Origin of the sequence: Rossellomorea sp. KS-H15a, assembly GCF_024195245.1 — a bacterium.
Lineage (GTDB): Bacteria > Bacillota > Bacilli > Bacillales > Bacillaceae_B > Rossellomorea > Rossellomorea vietnamensis.
Genome location: NZ_CP096886.1, coordinates 24,769 through 43,199 on the forward strand (window position 1 = coordinate 24,769; position 18,431 = coordinate 43,199).

Genomic DNA, 18,431 nt, shown 5'->3' on the forward strand with positions numbered 1-18,431 from the left:
CAAAAAGGCAGGCTGAATGATACTAGAAAAAGATTCGAATTAGTATTCATTGCTCCATTGTTTTCGGTAACCCGGCGATCATTATTTTAATAAAAATGGTAGACCCGTGGTTTTGCGTCCTAATCTTTCAATTAGTTTGCCTTTTTCGAAAAATCACTTGAATATTGCCATTATACTAGAAAAATAAGGATATGAAAACAGTCTTTCGTAAACAAGTTGTTGATTTACCAGTTAACAATCTTTACAAGTAGTTGGAAGAAAGAGTTCCTCCGCCTTCACTCAAAAAAGTCCCCCTTCAAAATAGAAGAGGGACTTTTAAAACTTAAAAGTTAATATATTGACGTGGGTTAACAGCATTAGCGTGTGACGCACTCCATGAACCTCTGTATAGTTCAAAGTGTAAATGCTGTCCGAAAGAGTAACCTGTGTTACCCATGTAACCGATTTTGTCACCTTTATTTACTGCTTGTCCAGTGCTCACTAATGAAGAAGACATGTGGGCATACACAGTGGTAAACATTTGACCGTTAATAGAGTGAGTGATGTACACTACGTTACCGTAGCTTGAGCTGTAATGGCTCTTGATGACATAACCATCTGCTGCTGCAGAGATTGGAACACTTCCACGTGCCGCAATGTCTGTACCGTAGTGGAAACGTCGCTCACCATTTAAGACATCCCAACCAAAGTTGGTTGTGATTGTTCCACGTGCTGGTGCTGTCCATGCTCCTGCACTTACAGGGGCACTTGGAGCTGTTTCTTCAGGAGCTACTGATGCTGATGAAGACCCGCCGCTGCTGCTTGCTGTCGCCTGCTGTTGTGCTGCTGCACGCTTCGCCGCTTCCGCTTCTGCCTGGCGCTTACGTTCGATTTCACGCTGACGGGCTAATTCTGCCAGACGTGCTTGCTCAGCCTGGATTTCACCTTCAAGCTGATGTTCCATTTTTGAAAGTTCATCGGACTCTTTCTCAAGATCGGCTTTTTCTACTTTTAATGAAGCCTGTTGAGCTTCCAGCTGCTTAAATAATTCAGCTTTTTTAGCCTTTTGACTATCAAGGTCTTTCTTCAACGATTCCAAGTTTGCTTTAGACGATTCTAGATCAGCAAGCTCCTTTTCCACTTCCGCTTGCTTCTTCTCTAATTCCTCTTGATCACGTTTCTGTTCGTCCATGATCTTTTTGTCTGCACTTACAATGGTATTCACTGCTGTGACACGGTTGATGAAGTCTCCGAAGCTTTCCGCTCCTAGTAATACGTCTAGATAATTGGCAGAGCCGCCTTTTTCCTGAATGGCACGAGCACGTTCCTTCAGAAGTTCATTTCGCTCTTCAATCTTCTTCTTTAACTCTTCAATATCCGCTTTAAGTTTATTGATCTTTGCTGTTGTTTCATCAATTTCTTTTGTTTTTTCTGCAATCTTTGTTTCTGTATCTTTTAATTTCGTACTGATTTCGGCAATCTGTGATTCAAGGTCTTTTTGTTTATTGATCGTTTGGTCGATTTGAGAATTTTTTTCACTAATCTTGCCATTGATCTCTTCTTTTTTAGATGAAACGTCGTCCTGCTGTTTCTTCAAGTCCTCCACGGAGGAGTTAGCGCTAGCAGTGGTTGCTAACGTTGGTAGACTTCCGATTGTTAATGCTGCTGCAATAGATAATGATATGAAATACTTCTTGTTCAAGCGGCATGCTCCTTTCAGCTTCTATCAACCTATCAAATTTTACACTTTTAAGAATTTACGCACAGACATAAAGCTTCCCCAAGCCCCGATCAGGCAACCCATTAATAGAATTAATCCGTTTACTTGATAGATAAAGGGGGTAAAATCTAATATCTGAATAAAATTGTTTTGTAGTTTTGGTTTAATAAATCCATAGGCATAGTAGTAACCTGTTGAGACAAGAGCGATCGGGATAATAGAACCTAAAATTCCAAGCCATAAACCTTCTAATATGAATGGCCAGCGTACAAACCAGTTGGTTGCACCCACGAGTTTCATTATCTCGATTTCCCTTCTTCGGGCGACAATGGTAATTTTGATTGTATTTGAAATGAGGAACATTGCCGTGAACAACAGACCGATGATCAATACAAGTCCAACATTCCGACTCATTTCCAGTACATTGAATAGTTTTTCAATCTTCGCTTCCCCGTAAAGGGCTTCATTGACACCATCAAATTTGCTGATTTGACCTGCGATTTTCCCGGTGTCCCTTGGATTGTCTGCTTTTACGATAAACACATCATATAATGGGTTATCTTGTTCAAACAATCTGAAATCGTCTCCCAGATCCTTGACGAGGTTTTGAAGTTCTTCTTCTTTGGAAGAATACTCAACCGATTCCACACCACTTATGTTTTGTATCTTCTTTTCTATTTGTTCGGTTTGGGATTTTTCAGTCCCAATTTCGAGTAAGACCCGTACTTCAACGTCTTTCTCAATATCGGTTGCTACCTTATTCATGTTTAGCATTAAGACGATGAACACACCAACAAGTAGTAGTGTCACGGTAACGGCACTCACTGATGCAAATGTCATCCAGCCGTTACGACCAATGCTTTTGAAGCTTTCTCTAAGGTGGCGGCCATACGTTCTAGCTTTCATAACCGTAATCACCTCGCTGTTCGTCCCGGACAATCCGGCCATTTTCAATGGCGATTACCCGATGCTTGATTGTATTCACGATTTCCCGGTTATGCGTAGCCATGATCACCGTGGTTCCACGGTTGCTGATTTCTTCAAATATGTTCATGATATCCCATGATGTTTCGGGATCAAGGTTTCCTGTAGGTTCGTCGGCGATTACCAACTTCGGGGTATTCACGATGGATCGAGCAATCGATACACGTTGTTGTTCCCCACCGGAAAGCTCATTCGGCAGCATTCTTGCTTTATGCTTTAACCCTACCAGGTCCAGTACTTCCATGACTCTTTTCTTAATCTGCTTTGGATGTTCTTCTATCACTTCAAGTGCGAAGGCAATGTTTTCATAGATTGTCAGCGATGGTAGCAGCTTGAAATCCTGGAATACAACCCCCACGTTTCTTCTTAAGTATGGAACTCTACTATTTTTCAGTTTTGCGAGATTGATACCATTTACAACGATATCTCCTTTGGAAGGACGTTCTTCGCGGTACATCATTTTAATAAAAGTAGACTTCCCGGCACCACTAGGCCCAACCACATACACAAACTCACCTTGCTTAATGTGGACGTTAAAGCCATTAGCAGCCATGACACCGTTGCTGTACTGCTTGTAGACGTCTTTCATTTCTATCATTTTCAAATCACCTAATTTGTATTATGTAGTTACCCTCTTGGCTGTTATCGACATATGTACACGGCACGTAACCAAAGTCGTCTTTATCACCGTTAGACAAAAAATGGTGAAAAACCTCGAATTACGCTTCCGAAAATTATTATAACATCTCTTTATAGTAAGTTAAGGAAAAAAATTATTACATTTACATTTCAGAACCTGAAAAAATGTGAATTTATTACCTGTTTTATTGTCGATTTTACCTATGTTCAGACCATTTTATAGTTATTTATACCTATTAACTGGTCCTAATACTACATACTTACATAAAAGGATACCATCATGATAAACGCTAAGATGATGGTAATCAGATTAAGTTACTAGGTTATAATTCTAGCTATTAGAGAGAATAACATTTGCGTGATTTCATGAGAAAAGGTTCTGTAACAAAGACTTAAAGAAGAATTGGGAAAAAACTGTGGATATCTATTTAGAGGAAGGCTTGTCTATAAAACAACCGCCTCGATTGGGTAACTTTAAGCAAATCTCGGCAAAAATAAAAGAAGAACCCATTGGATTCTTCTCCCGATTTTACTTCTTATTCGATAACCATTCTGCAACCGCTTCTGCTTCATCACCTTTGATGAGTCCAGGAGGCATTTGTCCTTTACCATTCTTAATGGTTTCAAGGATTTGATCTTTGCTTAGTTCTGCCCCGATATTTTTAAGGGCCGGCCCCATTCCGCCTTCAAGGTTCCCACCATGACAGCTGGAGCACTTATTATTTACGATTTTTTCAGGATCCATTCCGCCGGAGCTTGTTTCTGTACTGTCGCCGTCGTTACCACCGCAGGCTGCAAGTACCAATGAAGCGCCAAAAAGAACACCTAGCAGCTTTTTCTTCATTTTTATCCCCCTAAGGAAAACATATTTCAGAGTCACGGATCAGTTGTCAGGTCCGTCCCTCTCTTACATAATTATACCAGGTTTAAACCCGTTTGAAACCTTCCCCCAATACTTCTGAAGCGTCCATAGTTACGACGAATGCTGAAGGGTCAATGGTTTTGACCAGTTGTTTCAGTTTTGTGAATTCTGTCTGGTCCACGACACACATGAGGATCGGGCGCTCGTCATCCGTATAACCCCCGTATGCTGATAGTTTTGTCACTCCACGGTCGATTTTATTCAGAATTCCTTCACGAACTTCTTCCTGGCGATTGGTAATGATCAGCGCCATTTTCGATCTGCTTATTCCTACCTGGACGAGATCGATGGTTTTACTTGTTACATATAAACCGATCAAAGCATATAATCCACGTTCGATATCGTAGACGATGGCTGCAGAAAGGACGATCATCCCGTCTATTAGGGCAACACAGGTTCCCAAGGACAGACCTGTGAACTTATTGACGATCTGGGCGGCAAGGTCCGTCCCTCCCGTAGAAGCCCTTCCACGAAATACGATCCCTAACCCAAGTCCTACCCCGATACCTCCGAAAAGGGCTCCAAGCAGGGGATCCTCCGTCCATGGTTTCCAGTCTTCGGTCAAGAATACGACTAGTGGTAAAAACACCGTACCAATGGCTGTCTTGACTCCGAATTGAAGACCCAGGAAGATCAGTCCTGCTATGAATAATGGTATATTGAATGCCCACTGAACGTATGCGGGCTTCCAGTCAAACAATCCATTCAAAATCGTAGATATCCCACTTACTCCTCCTGAAGCGACCTCATTCGGTAGTAAGAATACATTAAACGCTATGGCTACAATCGTTGAACCGAACACTACAAACAAATACTCTAACAACTTCTCTTTCCGTGGATTAACTACCTGCTCACGACGCCTTTCCTTCAAACCCATCCAGTACGACTCCTTTAACCTATGTATTAATAGTATGAGTACAAACGCTTTCTTTGATGCACCACTCCTCGAGGGACGGACCTCCGTAAGGGCACCCCTTGATTGTGAAGAAGTATACATATACATCCAAAAAAAAGCAGCACTTCTGTTTTCATAAACCTGTGATGAAGAAGATGATATAGAGGGTGATATCTTCATCAGACCCTTCTGTATCAACCTTTGAGAGTATAGCATGGGCGCATAAAGGTGTAAATAACAGTTCAATAACGTGTTAAAGCATTAATGAGGTGAGGTTTGAGGGACGGACCTTCACGGGGGGCGAAACAGCTGCTTTATTGTGCTGTTTAGAGGTCCGTCCCTCAAAAAAACAGACCCCGCCAGTGGTTGACGAGGTCAGCTTATTATCTAATATTACTTTATTTTGGATCGCAGGTAGGCGTTGATGAATGGATCGATGTCGCCGTCCATGACGCCTTGTACGTTCCCTGATTCTGTGTTGGTTCTGTGGTCTTTGACCATAGAGTAAGGGTGGAAGACGTATGAACGGATTTGACTGCCCCATCCGATTTCCTTTTGCTCCCCGCGGATTTCAGCAAGTTCCTGCTCCTGCTCTTCGATCCGCTTCTGATAGAGCTTCGCTTTCAGCATTTTCATCGCTGACTCACGGTTCTTGATTTGGGAACGTTCCGATTGACACGTTACCACCACGTTGGTCGGTAAGTGGGTGATACGGACAGCTGAGTCGGTCGTATTGATATGCTGTCCACCGGCTCCGCTTGCACGGTACGTATCGATTTTCAGATCTTCCGTACGGATGTCGATTTCAATTTCTTCATTGAATTCAGGCATGACTTCACAGGACACGAAGGATGTGTGACGACGCCCTGACGAATCGAACGGAGAAATACGAACAAGACGGTGCACGCCTTTTTCAGCTTTTAAGTAGCCGTATGCGTTGTGACCCTTTATCGCTAACGTTACACTCTTGATCCCCGCTTCATCCCCTGGAAGATAATCCAGTGTTTCCACCTTGAATCCGCGTTTTTCACCCCAGCGTGTGTACATGCGGAGAAGCATGGAACCCCAATCCTGGGACTCGGTTCCGCCTGCACCGGGATGCAGTTCCAGGATGGCGTTGTTTTTATCATGCTCTTCACTTAGAAGAAGCTGAAGCTCGTAGTCGTTTAGACGTTTAACCAGGTCAGCAAGCTCTTCTTCCAGGTCTTTCTGAAGTTCTTCGTCCGGTTCTTCTTTGACCAGTTCAAGGGTCAGTTCAAGGTTCTCCTGGGATTCAAGCAATGATTTGTATTCATTGACAAGTTCCTTCAAGCCGTTACCTTCATTGATCAGTCCCTGTGCTGTTTGCTGGTCATCCCAGAAGTCGGGTTGGACCATGATTTCGTCCAGTTCCTGGATTCGTGCCTCTTTGTTTTCTAAGTCAAAGAGACCCCCTGAAGTCCGCTAATGTCTTAGCTGATTTTTCTAACTCTGCTCTGATTTCTGATAGTTCCATGTGTGGTCACCTCTATAGTTATTTGGGTTGTTGAGATTATTTTATTGGGAATATACCAGAAGTAGAGTGGCTGGATTTTCCATTAGATAGTAGTGGTTGATTTCCGCTGCAGGTGCTCGCTTTCCGCGGGGCGGGCGGTGAGCCTCCTCGGCTTCGCCTGCGGGGTCTCACCTGTCCCGCTTTTCCCGCAGGAGTCGAGCACCTTCCGCTCCAATCAACAGTGCTTTTAAAAAAACCTGCTTACAAAATCATCCACTATTAATACCCTCTACTTCAGCTACCCATAAAAAACGGAAAAGTACCTGGAACTCATTTTAGCAAATTAAGTCCCAGGTATCATCTCATTTCTTTTCGTTATCCGGTTATGCCGTGGCAGTGTTTGTATTTTTTGCCGCTTCCGCATGGGCATGGGTCGTTGCGTCCGACGTCTGCTTGTTTGCGGACTGGTTGTTTTTTGGCTTTTGCACCGTCTTCTTTCGGATTGACCGCTTGGCCTTTGGCCACTTCCTGGCGTTCCAGGTTGTTGCGGATTTCCGCTTTCATGACGTATTTTGCCACGTCTTCTTCAATGGCGAGTACCATGCTTTCGAACATGGCGAATCCTTCATGCTGATATTCACGCAGTGGATCGTTTTGTCCGTATGCACGAAGGTGGATACCCTGGCGAAGTTGATCCATGGCATCGATGTGATCGATCCATTTCGTATCAACGGCGCGAAGCAGGATGACCTTTTCAAACTCACGCATCTGTTCCGGCGTCAGCTGCTCTTCTTTTTCATTGTAACGATGTTGTACGTCTTCAAAGATGAGAGCCATCATTTCATCGGCTTCTTTTCCACGAAGGTCGTCGACTGTCACGTCATTTTCCGGTAGAAGATTGGCATTGACGTAATCAACAATACCTTGAAGATTCCAATTTTCCATCTCTTCTTCTGCCGTATGAGCCGCCACTTGACGTTCGATGACTGATTTGATCATGCCTTCAACGATGTCACGAAGGTTTTCGGAGTCGATGACTTCATTACGCTGCTTGTAGATGATTTCACGCTGTTGACGCAGGACATCATCATATTGAAGAAGCTGTTTACGAGCGTCGAAGTTGTTTCCTTCTACTCGTTTTTGAGCTGATTCTACAGCACGGCTGACCATTTTACTCTGGATCGGCTGGGAATCGTCCATTCCAAGGCGTTCCATCATGCTCTTCATGTTGTCAGATCCGAATCTTCTCATCAATTCATCTTCCATTGAAAGATAGAATTGAGTCACCCCTGGATCTCCCTGACGTCCGGAACGTCCACGAAGCTGATTATCGATACGTCTTGATTCGTGACGTTCCGTACCGATGACGGCAAGACCGCCAAGATCGATGACGCCTTCGCCAAGCTTGATATCTGTACCACGACCGGCCATATTCGTGGCGATCGTAACAGCACCAGGCTGACCCGCTTCTAAAATAATTTCCGCTTCACGGCCATGGTTTTTCGCATTCAACACGTTATGGCGTACGCCTTTTTTCGTGAGGAGCTTAGAAATCAATTCTGACGTTTCAACGGCAACCGTACCGACCAGTACAGGCTGTCCTTTATCGTTACGTTCTTTTATGTCTTCCACTACGGCGTTGAACTTTCCTTCGATGGACGCGTAAATTAAATCGGCGCGGTCATCACGAACGATTGGTCTATTCGTAGGGATGACAATAACGTTCATATTGTAAATATTACGGAACTCTTCTTCTTCTGTCTTCGCTGTACCCGTCATACCAGACAGCTTTTCATACATACGGAAGTAGTTCTGGAACGTGATCGTTGCCATCGTCATGCTTTCATTCTGAATTTCAAGACCTTCTTTGGCTTCAATCGATTGGTGAAGACCGTCACTGTAACGGCGGCCTTTCATTAGACGTCCCGTGAAGGAGTCAACGATGACGATTTCGCCTTCCTGGACAACATAATCCACATCACGGTGCATACTTACATGAGCTTTCAACGCCTGGTTGATGTGGTGGTTCAGGGTTACGTGTGAAATATCAAACAGGTTATCAATATGGAAGGCTCTTTCCACCTTGCTGATTCCGTCTTCCGTTAATTGAACACCCTTTGTTTTTTCATCATATGTGTAATCTTCTTCTTTTTTCAGAGTACGGACAACGGCATTCGCCTGGATATAAAGCTGAGGCGTGCGCTGGGCGTTACCTGAAATGATCAATGGTGTACGTGCTTCATCGATCAAGATGGAGTCGACCTCATCGATAACGGCAAAATGAAGACTGCGCTGAACCATTTGGTCTTTATAGAGGACCATGTTGTCACGTAGGTAATCGAATCCGAATTCGTTATTCGTACCATAAGTGATATCCGCGCTATATGCTTCGCGTTTTTCATCTTTAGACATTGAGTTGAGATTGAGCCCAACAGTCAGTCCAAGGAAATTGTACAGTTTACCCATTTCCTCCGCATCACGGCTCGCCAGATAATCATTGACCGTGATAACGTGAACGCCTTTTCCTGTGATGGCATTCAAGTAAACAGGCATCGTCGCCGTCAGGGTTTTACCTTCACCGGTTTTCATCTCGGAGATGTTCCCGCCATGAAGGGAGATACCACCCATGAGCTGAACGCGGTACGGGTATAGGCCCAATACGCGGCGTGCCGCTTCACGTACGACAGCAAATGCTTCAACGAGCATGTCCTCTAAATCTTCACCCTTTTGATAGCGTTCTTTGAAACGCTCCGTTCTTTCACGGATTTCATCATCCGTCAAACGCTCCATATCGGGTCCTAATTCTTCTATTTGATCGGCCAGTTTCTCCAGCCTCTTTAATTCTCTTTTATTCGCATCGAACACTTTATTCAATAGACCAAGCATGTATAAACGCTCCTTTATCTGTGTTGGAATGAGAGCCAAACGTCACAAGTATAACGAAAGAAAATGAGATTTGGATGAGAATAATGTGAAATCCCTGTAAATTCCCAGGACCTCTTCCGCATCACTCTACTTAAAATTCGCTACAAAACCCAATTATCCTCCCACACAAACACGATATTTTCCCTATCAATCTTACCACTATCCCATATCGGTTACAACTTAAGCCTTTGAGGGACGGACCTCCCTATTGCTATCCTTTGGAAGGTTGAAAGCTTTCATATCAAGCTTTCTTTCCAGATTGGTCGTGATTTGGGAGGTCCGTCCCTCAAAAAAAGCCGCCTTTATCAGACGACTTTTGTAGGATGTGTATTGAGTTTGGTTTAGGCGTTCGTTGCTTTCAGCAGTTCGTAGACGGTGTCCTGGTAGCTTTCCCAGATTTGCTTGCTTCGTCTTGAGATGCTGTTGGCAGAAACATCGAAGTATTCGGCGAGTTCCTTTTGAACGTGGCGGATACTGATTTCGTCGATGTTTTTCGCCATGTCGACCATAGCCCCCGAGTAGATTTTCGGGTTGCGGATCGTAGGGCGTTCTGTGTAGAAGTATTTTTCCAATACGGCTACGAGCAGTTCACTCTCTTTCTTATCTTCCCCTTTTTCAGTCAGGAAGGTTTGAAGTGAGGTGATCGCTTCGTTGTATTCCGGCGTCTTCCAGATTTCGACGCCTTCAATGGAGTCTGCAGAACCCTCATCAGAATCATGCGCTGGATCTGATTCAGCAGACGCTTTATCCGTTGCCGCTGCTTTTCCAGCCTTCTTCTTCTCCGCACTATAAAGGACGAATCCGACATCCGCGATTTCCAGGTACTGACCTGATAAGTAACCATGAAGAGTTTCAAACCCTCCCTGTTCGAAACGGATCTTCACTAACTCCATCGCCGCTGTTTCAATCGCCGGATAAATGAAGTATTGAGCAAACGGAAGATATTTCTCCCCGTTCGGCAATAGTAACCCCAGGAAGAAGCTGTTCTCTTCAAGCTTACCGAATTTTTCCGTCACGATAAGCGTATCTCCCGTGATCGCTTCCCCGACACGCAGCGTGTTGTCATCAAGCTTTTCTACCGTACCCGCTGTCACCCTTACATTTTTCCATGACTCCAATACCTCAGCTGTCTGTGGTCGAGTCACCGTGCTCAGCTGCTTATCTACAAATCGTTCAATCAAACGAACACCGTCAGCATCTTTCTGAGTGGCTCCGTACCAGCTGACAAATGCCATTTCATATATATCGGGATCTGCCTGCATCAAATCCATCTTGGACAGATAGTGATGGTAGGATTCTTCCATCTCGGCAGACTGGGCCGTAGCGATGAAGTCATACAGCTGTGCCTGCAGCACATCCAGTTCCTGACTCACCAGCGTATCTATATTCACAACGTTTTCACAGCATTTCTTATATTTCTTTCCACTGCCACAAGGGCATGGTTCATTTCTTCCGACTGTACTCATGTTTGTATTTACCTCCAACTTCTCTGAGTCCCGTACACAAAGGTTCATTATATAACATTTCAGGCAAGCATTAAACTGTTTTGAAACAAGAAAAAAGAACCAATCACTTTCCGACTGGTTCTTTTTACAATTATCTTCCTTGATTTTTCATATAATCCAAGACATCCAAATCGATATAATTCTCTTCCTGCTCACGCATTTCAAAGTTTTCCGTGTGCAGGTAGTCTTTCAAATTTTGATAGAGGGACTGCTTTTCTTTCGCATAGCCAAGACGGGTGAGTTCACGTTCCACTTCATCGTGAATCTCACCTTCGAGGAGGACCACCCTGCCGGCATCCGACTCTTTAAAATAGAGCTGGTGCAAATGAAAGATCCGTTTCAATTCCTTAATGGGTGAGGCGTGATCGTCGACCCTCAGATCAATATACCGATCATTGAACCCGCCATATCCACCGTTCTCCTTTACGACTAAAAGAGCAGCCGACTGCATGCCACGGGAATCACCGCCTGCTTCCTGGCCGGCATCGAGGGCGTGGAGCAGCCTTTCAGCCAAAGACCCGGTGGTGGACTCAAAGGTATCCGCCATCGCCTTCACGGTTTGATCATCTACTAAAATATTTCCCTGAGCGGCAAAATGCATTCCAGTCTGTCCACCTGCCCAGTCATAGCACCCTTCACCGGTAAAAGTGGCCGGGTTGCCACACGCATCGATCAATCCCACCTGGCGCAATGGACGCTCCGGGTCATCCCTTGTGATGATATCAAGTGCCTCTTCCGCCGTCTTGCCTTCCTCCATCAGTTGAAGCGCATGTGGGCCGTAAGAAGTATTGGCATAAGACTGAGTCGCCACAGCCCCTACTCCCGCTTTTGCAAACGGCACAACCGAACCAACACCGAGGAACTTGGATTGGACCGCAATCCCCCATTCCTTTTCTTCCGGGTCATAACCTACAATGGAATATGTCATGGTGAAGTCCTCCTTTAGATTAATGCTTCAGGAATTAATCATTCTTCCGCAAACAAAAAAACCCTTATTTTATACTTTCAAAATTCGACAAAAGGAAAATAAATCCTTCTTTTTATGAAAAAATCCTGTAGTCCAGGAGACTACAGGATTTAAGGTTATTCAGATTAGTTTGTTTCAATTAAGCCATACTTGCCGTCACGACGCTTGTACACAATGTTCGTAGCGTTCGTCTCTGCGTCAGTGAAGATGAAGAATGTGTGACCCAGCATATTCATCTGCAGGATCGCTTCTTCGCTGTCCATCGGCTTCAGATTGAACTGTTTTGTTCTTACTACTTCCGCATCGTCCTCTTCCTCCAATTCAACGGCAGCTGCACCGTTAGGAGAAACATGATTCAGATCTTCCTGAGCCGCGAAGAATTCCTTCGGGCTGCCCTTTTCACGCATCTTACGGTTCACTCTGGTTTTATGTTTGCGAATTTGACGCTCCAATTTATCTACTATCAGATCAATGGCCGCATACATATCTGCGTTGCGTTCCTCTGCACGTAGAACTAATTGCGGCATTGGAATAGTCACTTCAGTTTTCGTATTTTTATCAGGATACACTTTCAAATTAACATGTACATTTGCATCAGGAGTTTCATTAAAGTAACGGTCTAACTTACCAATCTTTTTCTCCACGTGTTCGCGAATCGCTGGAGTTACCTCAATGTTCTCGCCTCGAATGTTGTAGTTCAACATGTAAACTCCTCCTTTTAAAAATAAAGCTATGTTTATATATTCTCCATTCCCTACAATTCTCCTTCTTAAACTTTCTTAATTTTTTGTCAATTTTTCGTGAAGATTGTTAGGTGGTGTCGAAAGTGTTGATGTATCAGGGTCTGGAGAGTTTTAAGAGTGGGGTGAAGGTTGCGAGTGTTTTGGGTTCACCTTGCACTCTTTATGGTATTATTATCTCACTTTTTTTGGGGGATTAGACGTGGGGATATGGAGGTTTTGTGGAGAGTTTGGGGCGGAATTGTGAAGGGGGGTTTGGAGGGGGGAAATATGGGTTCAGCTTCTGATTTTGGCTGTTTTTTCAGCAGGAGAATAATAGGTGAAATTCAGCAGTCAAATTCCAAAAGAAAATCAGCTGCTGAATAATAACATATATTCAGCAGCTGAACTCATTAACTCTCACAAAAACTGATGTAATTTAACCTCCACATAAAACTTATAATGACTTTTCGAACCGTCGTCCATATAAGACAAAATTTTTTCTGTTTCTACATGCTTGTTGGGGCGGCTGGTTATAAAAGATCGGTAACTGGACCATTGATAACCTTCAGGTGCGGGACAGATACCCGCTCTTACTGGATTAAGATGGATATAACAACTGGTGTCGATCAGTTGTTTGTTATTGGTAATTAGAACTGACTTAAACCGACCCTCAAAAAGATGCCCATTAAAACCGTTTTTCTTGTTGAAGTATCTGGCATACCGGTAATGGATGTAGTGAATGATTTTTCCTGGAGGATGATTCTGAGTCTCAATCAAGAGGTGAACATGATTCGTCATGAGGCAATAGGAGTGTAGGATAAAGGGGTATTTTTCTTTTGCGGCTTCTACTATTTCTAAATATTTCAAGCGATCGTCTTTATTGCGAAAAATGGTATACTTCCGGTTTCCCCTTGCAGTGATATGATAGATAAAGCCTGGCGACCACTCTCTTTTCTTGTACATAGCAACTTCCTTTCTATTGGTTGATGTATCTTTGTTATTCGACATTCTTTTTAAAATTCCTGCTAACACCAATCTTGAAGGTACTCAGAGGCCGGTATCTTTTTTGCTTTCTCTATGTTTTTTCAGATTGTAAACTATGTTTCCAACATTATATGACATGACAATAAGATATATCCAAATTGGATAGTGAGGTATGAAAATGAGGCTTGCTAACAGGCAGGTAAAGATGATTTGTCTTTTCACTCTTTGTATGTAGGTTAACTCCTTGTACGTTTTCAATCTATCACCTCTAACCTTCAATTTCGAAAAGAAATATCTTTTTGATTAATTGCTATAGATCGGCTGCTGAAATAATTAAGATATTCACCTGCTGATATTCACTCAAATATCAGCAGGTGATTAAATCCGTTTATTAAGCAGCTGAACCCAAAAAGTCCCTCCACCAACCTAAACATCCACATCCCTCTTCCCAAAACTCCACCAAGCCATTCCACCAAACCCAACCAAATACACGACGATCACCCCAACCGAAAACCCAAACGTCATCCCCTCAAACGGCGGCGTCCCGAAGAAGTATTGCTGCAAATCAGTATTCGCAAACAGCAGATACCTCCCCCACTCCATACCAAGCTCGTTCATCAAAACCAAAAATGTCCCGGCAGAAAAGGTCAGAAAAATAGTAGAACCAATCGCAAACGAACTGCTTCTCGTCACGACCGAGAAGGTAAAAGCGAAGGAACAAATCACCATCATTTCTATGAATCTCAGTACGTAAGCTCCTGCCACAATGAAAAAGTTCTCGTTCAAATCAAAGAAACTATCATAAAACCACAGAGAACCGAGAACGGCGGAAAATAAGAAATGAGAGGCTGTTAAGACAGTGGCGATGACTAGCACGGTTATGTATTTAGAAAGTAAAATTTTCACGCGGTTAATAGGTCTGATAAGCAATAGCTTAATGGTGCCCGACGAGAATTCACTTGAAACGATGTCCCCAGCTATGATCAGACTGAAGAGTTGAATAATCATAAGGAGGTTAGAACTGATCCGCATGTACTCCCAAAATGAAAATTGGATGCCGTCGAACAGCAGATAGACAAATAGGGACGCGATGGAATCGATGAAAACGATGAACCCCAGTGAAATCCACATACGTGGTCGGGAGATTTGTTTTATGAGTTCATTGGTGATTAAATTCGTCATGTTTCTTCATCCATTCTGAACTTGATTAGTCAGTCTCTTGGGTGCAGCAATCAAATAACCCTCACGAATCAATCCTTCAATGGCTTGCCAGCCCGCTTCCTCTACCTCAACCAGCACCCAGCCATGTCTCCCTATGTAAGGCGCCTTGGTGTAGCCTGGCTGTTCAAGGAGGATTTCCTGAGTGGCAGGGAGTGTTTTAATCGATAAGGTCTCCCCGATAATAACGAATGGCTTGTCCTCCACACGGAAAGATATGTGTCTGAACCCATCTATGTGTTCATGAACTTCGGGATAGAGAAGGCATAGTCTTCTAATCTCTTCTATTTCACTAGTTTTCATACCGGCGTCCTCCAGCATTTTTCTATTATTATAGCATGAGAGTTTTTGGAAAAAGAAAAAAGCCTCGGAGATTCGAGACTTAGTGTGTTAGAAAGGGTTTTAGTTCTATATCAATCGACGCTTTCCAGGTAGAAAAGGATGGGGAGAGATTTTCTTTTACAACACTTTGCTTTACCTCATTGTTGTCTAGCTGTCCATCCAGTTTCCAAGCCTGATCCGTCACCGTATCAAATCCAGTTAAAGCTTTCTGAATGCGTTCCTCATCAAATAGTTCTTTTAACAAGGGATTGCTTTCTGAAATCTGACCAATGGCCATGAAGACATCGGATAGGACCTGGTCCCCTTCTGTTTTACTTAAATCCGTGAAGCTTGCTTCCACATAGTTCAGTGCTTCTTCGATTGTGTCGAGCATCCCGACGTATTGGCTGACCAATTCGTACTGTTTTTCGTCTAGTTTCGTTGTCAAAGAATCACCTATTTCTTTTTATCGTAGAACATCCCATCGTATTGTAAGGATTCGTATGGATTTGAGTATTTTTGAACCGATGTTTTTTTCCTGGTCAAGCCGTTCATGTCCCGCTTGATTTGAAGACGCAATTGAGCAAGTTGCCGATCAATCTGCCCGTTCCAAGCGATCATTTGCTTGCCAAGCTCCTGTTCCTCCAAATTAAACGGAGGCTTAATGGTGCCAAGTACGCTCTGCCTTTTTTCTAAAAGAGATTCCACTTCCTCAATCGTAGCTTCCCTGTTTTCATCATTTACCTGTTCCAACGCTTCTTTCAATTGCTTCGTGATGGTATAGCATAGAAGGACCGAGCTCATTACGCCTGTCCACCTTGACCGGCATGCTGCTTCTGGCGGTTCAATTGAATGACTTCTTTCCACGTATCGCGGAAGTCAGTGATAAGACCCTCTACTTCATCTAAAATCGCCTTGTCATTCTTGATGTTGGCTTCTGTTAAGCGGCGATTGATGTAGTCGTATAGTGACATAAGGTTTTGAGAAACTTCAAGATCCGTGTTCAATGTGACCATCAGCTCATTCACAATGGCTTGGGTCTTTTGGATATTAGTATTTTTCAATTCAATATTCTTTTCTTCAATCGCTTTTTTCGCGATATGTATAAACTTCAGGCTTCCGTTATAGAGCATAAGGGTGAGTTCACCTGGTGATGCGGTGTTGACCGAGTTGTTCTGGTATGCTGCATACGGGTTGTTGATGGCCATAGTGACACTCCTTTAGGTATGATTAGCCGCCGAATTGGTTCATGAGGAACATGGATTGTTCGTTGGAACGCTGGATGGCTTTTTCCATGGCGGTGAATTGTCGCCAGTAGCGGTCTTCGACTTGAATAAGCCGGTTCTCGAAACGGTCCATTTGGCTGTCCATGTTGTTTAATAAACGACCAAGGGTAAATGTATTATTGGTGCTGGAAGCTTTTCCTGCTTTTTGTTCAATGCTGTCCATTGTATCTTTCAACGTATCACGTAAACGACGGGCAATTCCTTGCTCACTTGACGTCGCACCATCTTTAGCAAAAATCTCATAGATTGCATTTGGATCTTTAGAAATCGCTTCTTTCAGTTTATTTTCGTCAATAATCAGCTTTCCACGGTCCAGGTAGTTACTAGACGTTTCGATACCGATTTGAGCTAACTGACCAACTCCCGATGTTCCACCAGAAATTGGTGAGTATAGATCTGTCCTCATTTTGTTAAGACCAGATGTCAGAACGGAATCGTTTCTCAGAGTACCACTTCGTGACTTTTCTTCCCACAGTTCAATTTCCTTTTCTTCCATTGACTCTTTTTGTTCGGCAGTCAACGGTTGAAAGTCACGGTATTTCTTTTCGTTTACTTCGCCGTTTACTTTTTCGATGAGTTTGTTGTATTCATCGACGAACTTGACGATTTTTTCTAGGATTTTGTCCGTGTCGGGTTGTGAAGAAAATGTAATAGTTTTTGTAGGATCCGCTTCCTTTAAAGATACTTCGAATCCATTTAATTGAAACGTATTCGAAGAACGTTCAGTTAAAAGGCCGTTATACGTAAATTGTGCATTCACACCCTCTGATCCCCTATTGTTAGCAGGATCGGCAGCTATGACATTTGTCGTATCCATCCCCAGTGTAGAGGTTAAAAAGCTTCCCGATAAATTAATTTCTTCTGTACTTGCGGCATTTCCGCTATTCTTAGCTGTCACAGATATTTTCTTAGTAAAAGAATCATAAAACATCGTGACATTAGACTCTGCATTAATTTTAGCTATCACACTGTTCAAGGATTCCTTGGTCGGATCGAAGGATAATTTAAAACCATCTCCGCTTTCAAGTTCACCATTTTTCGTGATACCTTTAATCGTTATTGATTGAGTACCCGTCACGCCATACTCACTAAGCTTCTTACTTGGGTCAAAATCAGCATACCCGGAAAAAACAGAACCCGCACTGAACATTGTTGCCGCTTCAGCCAGTCTCTCAACTTTGAGTGTTCCATTAAAATCTGAAGTAGAATTGATATTTTTAATAGATAGGGCATTGGGATCAGAAATGGAAACGGTCTTCTGCGTATACGTCCCCTGCTTCATCACCCCGTCAAAAATAAGATTACTAAAATCAAACATCATTTTATTCATATCTCGGTAGTCGTCGCGTTGCCATTCTAGGTACTGCTTTTTCTGTCCTAATTTATCTAAAGGGATTCTTTCAGCCTTCATTAAGTCTTTAATAATCTGATCCGTGTCCATACCACTGGCAAGTCCACCAATTCGCATATCAGCCATATGTATCTCCTTCCGTTAAACCTTCTTATCGACCAGTAAACCAACAAATTCCGTCATCGCGGCATGCATATCAAGCATTTTCTTTGCCGGTATCTCTCTCACTATTTCCTGCGTCCGATCATCCACAATCGTCACATAGTATTCTTTCAATTTATCATGAAATTCAAATTTGAGGTGTGTATTCGAAGTGGCCATAAACTCATTCATCCCATGAACGACATCTTCTATTTTTTCTTTCGTGACAGGTTCTTTCGTGGTGGTTTCTTCATGGTGTCGTTCCTGCGCCTGAATTTGTTTCACTTCTTCACTTGTTTGGTTTTCTAATCTAGTAAATGATTGTACTCCTGAAACTCCGCCTGTCACTTTATCAATCATCTTTTGATCCTCCTGTGGGTTATATGGGTTATATCGGA

General features: G+C 43.2%; 19 protein-coding genes and 1 riboswitch. Of the genes, 1 reads left to right on the top strand and 18 read right to left on the bottom strand.

What is annotated here, in order from left to right:
• Positions 1-62 precede the first annotated feature (62 nt).
• Positions 63-151: riboswitch (cyclic di-GMP riboswitch) on the bottom strand.
• 171 nt (positions 152-322) lie between these two features.
• The 10 genes from M1J35_RS00120 to hpf all read right to left on the bottom strand — a co-directional run bounded on the left by M1J35_RS00120 (position 323) and on the right by hpf (position 12,714).
• On the bottom strand, positions 323-1,681 hold the full coding sequence (locus M1J35_RS00120) for a murein hydrolase activator EnvC family protein (protein ID WP_254652373.1): 1,359 nt from the start codon (positions 1,679-1,681) through the stop codon (positions 323-325).
• Positions 1,682-1,720: 39 nt separating this feature from the next.
• Positions 1,721-2,605 (bottom strand): permease-like cell division protein FtsX, encoded by an 885-nt coding sequence (gene ftsX / locus M1J35_RS00125; protein ID WP_224521900.1) that lies wholly within the window; start codon positions 2,603-2,605, stop codon positions 1,721-1,723.
• Positions 2,595-3,281, bottom strand: coding sequence for a cell division ATP-binding protein FtsE (ftsE, locus tag M1J35_RS00130; protein WP_034764386.1), 687 nt, complete (start codon positions 3,279-3,281; stop codon positions 2,595-2,597). The genes ftsX and ftsE overlap by 11 nt, the downstream gene beginning before the upstream one ends.
• Positions 3,282-3,851: 570 nt before the next feature.
• Positions 3,852-4,166: a cytochrome c551 gene (cccB, locus tag M1J35_RS00135; RefSeq protein WP_159362867.1), complete on the bottom strand. Its 315-nt coding sequence runs from the start codon at positions 4,164-4,166 to the stop codon at positions 3,852-3,854.
• Positions 4,167-4,248: 82 nt separating this feature from the next.
• A complete protein-coding gene (locus tag M1J35_RS00140; protein WP_061810140.1) occupies positions 4,249-5,121 on the bottom strand; it encodes a YitT family protein in 873 nt (290 codons plus the stop codon).
• Between the two features lie 411 nt (positions 5,122-5,532).
• A protein-coding gene (gene prfB / locus M1J35_RS00145; RefSeq protein WP_156030177.1) for a peptide chain release factor 2 occupies positions 5,533-6,634 on the bottom strand; the annotation gives its coding sequence in 2 pieces (ribosomal slippage) (positions 5,533-6,561 and positions 6,563-6,634; 1,101 coding nt in all).
• Positions 6,635-6,988: 354 nt separating this feature from the next.
• Positions 6,989-9,499, bottom strand: a complete 2,511-nt coding sequence (gene secA, locus M1J35_RS00150) for a preprotein translocase subunit SecA (RefSeq protein ID WP_061811454.1) — start codon at positions 9,497-9,499, stop codon at positions 6,989-6,991.
• Between the two features lie 380 nt (positions 9,500-9,879).
• Entirely contained in the window at positions 9,880-11,004 is a 1,125-nt protein-coding gene (locus tag M1J35_RS00155) for a YecA family protein (protein WP_254652374.1), read from the bottom strand.
• 130 nt (positions 11,005-11,134) lie between these two features.
• The gene (locus tag M1J35_RS00160; protein ID WP_254652375.1) at positions 11,135-11,971 is read right to left on the bottom strand and encodes a DUF1028 domain-containing protein; all 837 of its coding nucleotides are present in this window, start codon (positions 11,969-11,971) and stop codon (positions 11,135-11,137) included.
• Between the two features lie 164 nt (positions 11,972-12,135).
• Entirely contained in the window at positions 12,136-12,714 is a 579-nt protein-coding gene (hpf, locus tag M1J35_RS00165) for a ribosome hibernation-promoting factor, HPF/YfiA family (protein WP_061811450.1), read from the bottom strand.
• A 174-nt stretch (positions 12,715-12,888) separates the two neighbouring features.
• Between hpf and M1J35_RS00170 the strand changes: the two genes are divergently transcribed.
• Positions 12,889-13,116 carry a hypothetical protein gene (locus tag M1J35_RS00170; protein ID WP_254652376.1) on the top strand — a complete coding sequence of 76 codons (228 nt, stop codon included), beginning with the start codon at positions 12,889-12,891 and terminating at the stop codon, positions 13,114-13,116.
• Between the two features lie 33 nt (positions 13,117-13,149).
• Here M1J35_RS00170 and M1J35_RS00175 read toward each other — a convergent pair whose 3' ends face one another.
• The 8 genes from M1J35_RS00175 to flaG all read right to left on the bottom strand — a co-directional run bounded on the left by M1J35_RS00175 (position 13,150) and on the right by flaG (position 18,393).
• Positions 13,150-13,764: a transposase gene (locus tag M1J35_RS00175; protein ID WP_254652377.1), complete on the bottom strand. Its 615-nt coding sequence runs from the start codon at positions 13,762-13,764 to the stop codon at positions 13,150-13,152.
• Positions 13,765-14,142: 378 nt separating this feature from the next.
• Positions 14,143-14,898 carry an ABC transporter permease gene (locus M1J35_RS00180; RefSeq protein WP_254652378.1) on the bottom strand — a complete coding sequence of 252 codons (756 nt, stop codon included), beginning with the start codon at positions 14,896-14,898 and terminating at the stop codon, positions 14,143-14,145.
• 6 nt (positions 14,899-14,904) lie between these two features.
• A complete protein-coding gene (locus M1J35_RS00185) occupies positions 14,905-15,237 on the bottom strand; it encodes an MmcQ/YjbR family DNA-binding protein (RefSeq protein ID WP_254652379.1) in 333 nt (110 codons plus the stop codon).
• Between the two features lie 79 nt (positions 15,238-15,316).
• A complete protein-coding gene (locus M1J35_RS00190; protein WP_254652380.1) occupies positions 15,317-15,703 on the bottom strand; it encodes a DUF8042 domain-containing protein in 387 nt (128 codons plus the stop codon).
• Positions 15,704-15,711: 8 nt separating this feature from the next.
• Positions 15,712-16,059: a flagellar protein FliT gene (locus tag M1J35_RS00195; protein WP_254652381.1), complete on the bottom strand. Its 348-nt coding sequence runs from the start codon at positions 16,057-16,059 to the stop codon at positions 15,712-15,714.
• Entirely contained in the window at positions 16,059-16,463 is a 405-nt protein-coding gene (fliS, locus tag M1J35_RS00200) for a flagellar export chaperone FliS (protein ID WP_254652382.1), read from the bottom strand. The genes M1J35_RS00195 and fliS overlap by 1 nt, the downstream gene beginning before the upstream one ends.
• Before the next feature lie 22 nt (positions 16,464-16,485).
• Positions 16,486-18,018 (bottom strand): flagellar hook-associated protein 2, encoded by a 1,533-nt coding sequence (locus M1J35_RS00205; protein WP_254652383.1) that lies wholly within the window; start codon positions 18,016-18,018, stop codon positions 16,486-16,488.
• 15 nt (positions 18,019-18,033) lie between these two features.
• On the bottom strand, positions 18,034-18,393 hold the full coding sequence (gene flaG, locus M1J35_RS00210; protein ID WP_254652384.1) for a flagellar protein FlaG: 360 nt from the start codon (positions 18,391-18,393) through the stop codon (positions 18,034-18,036).
• Positions 18,394-18,431: the final 38 nt, after the last annotated feature.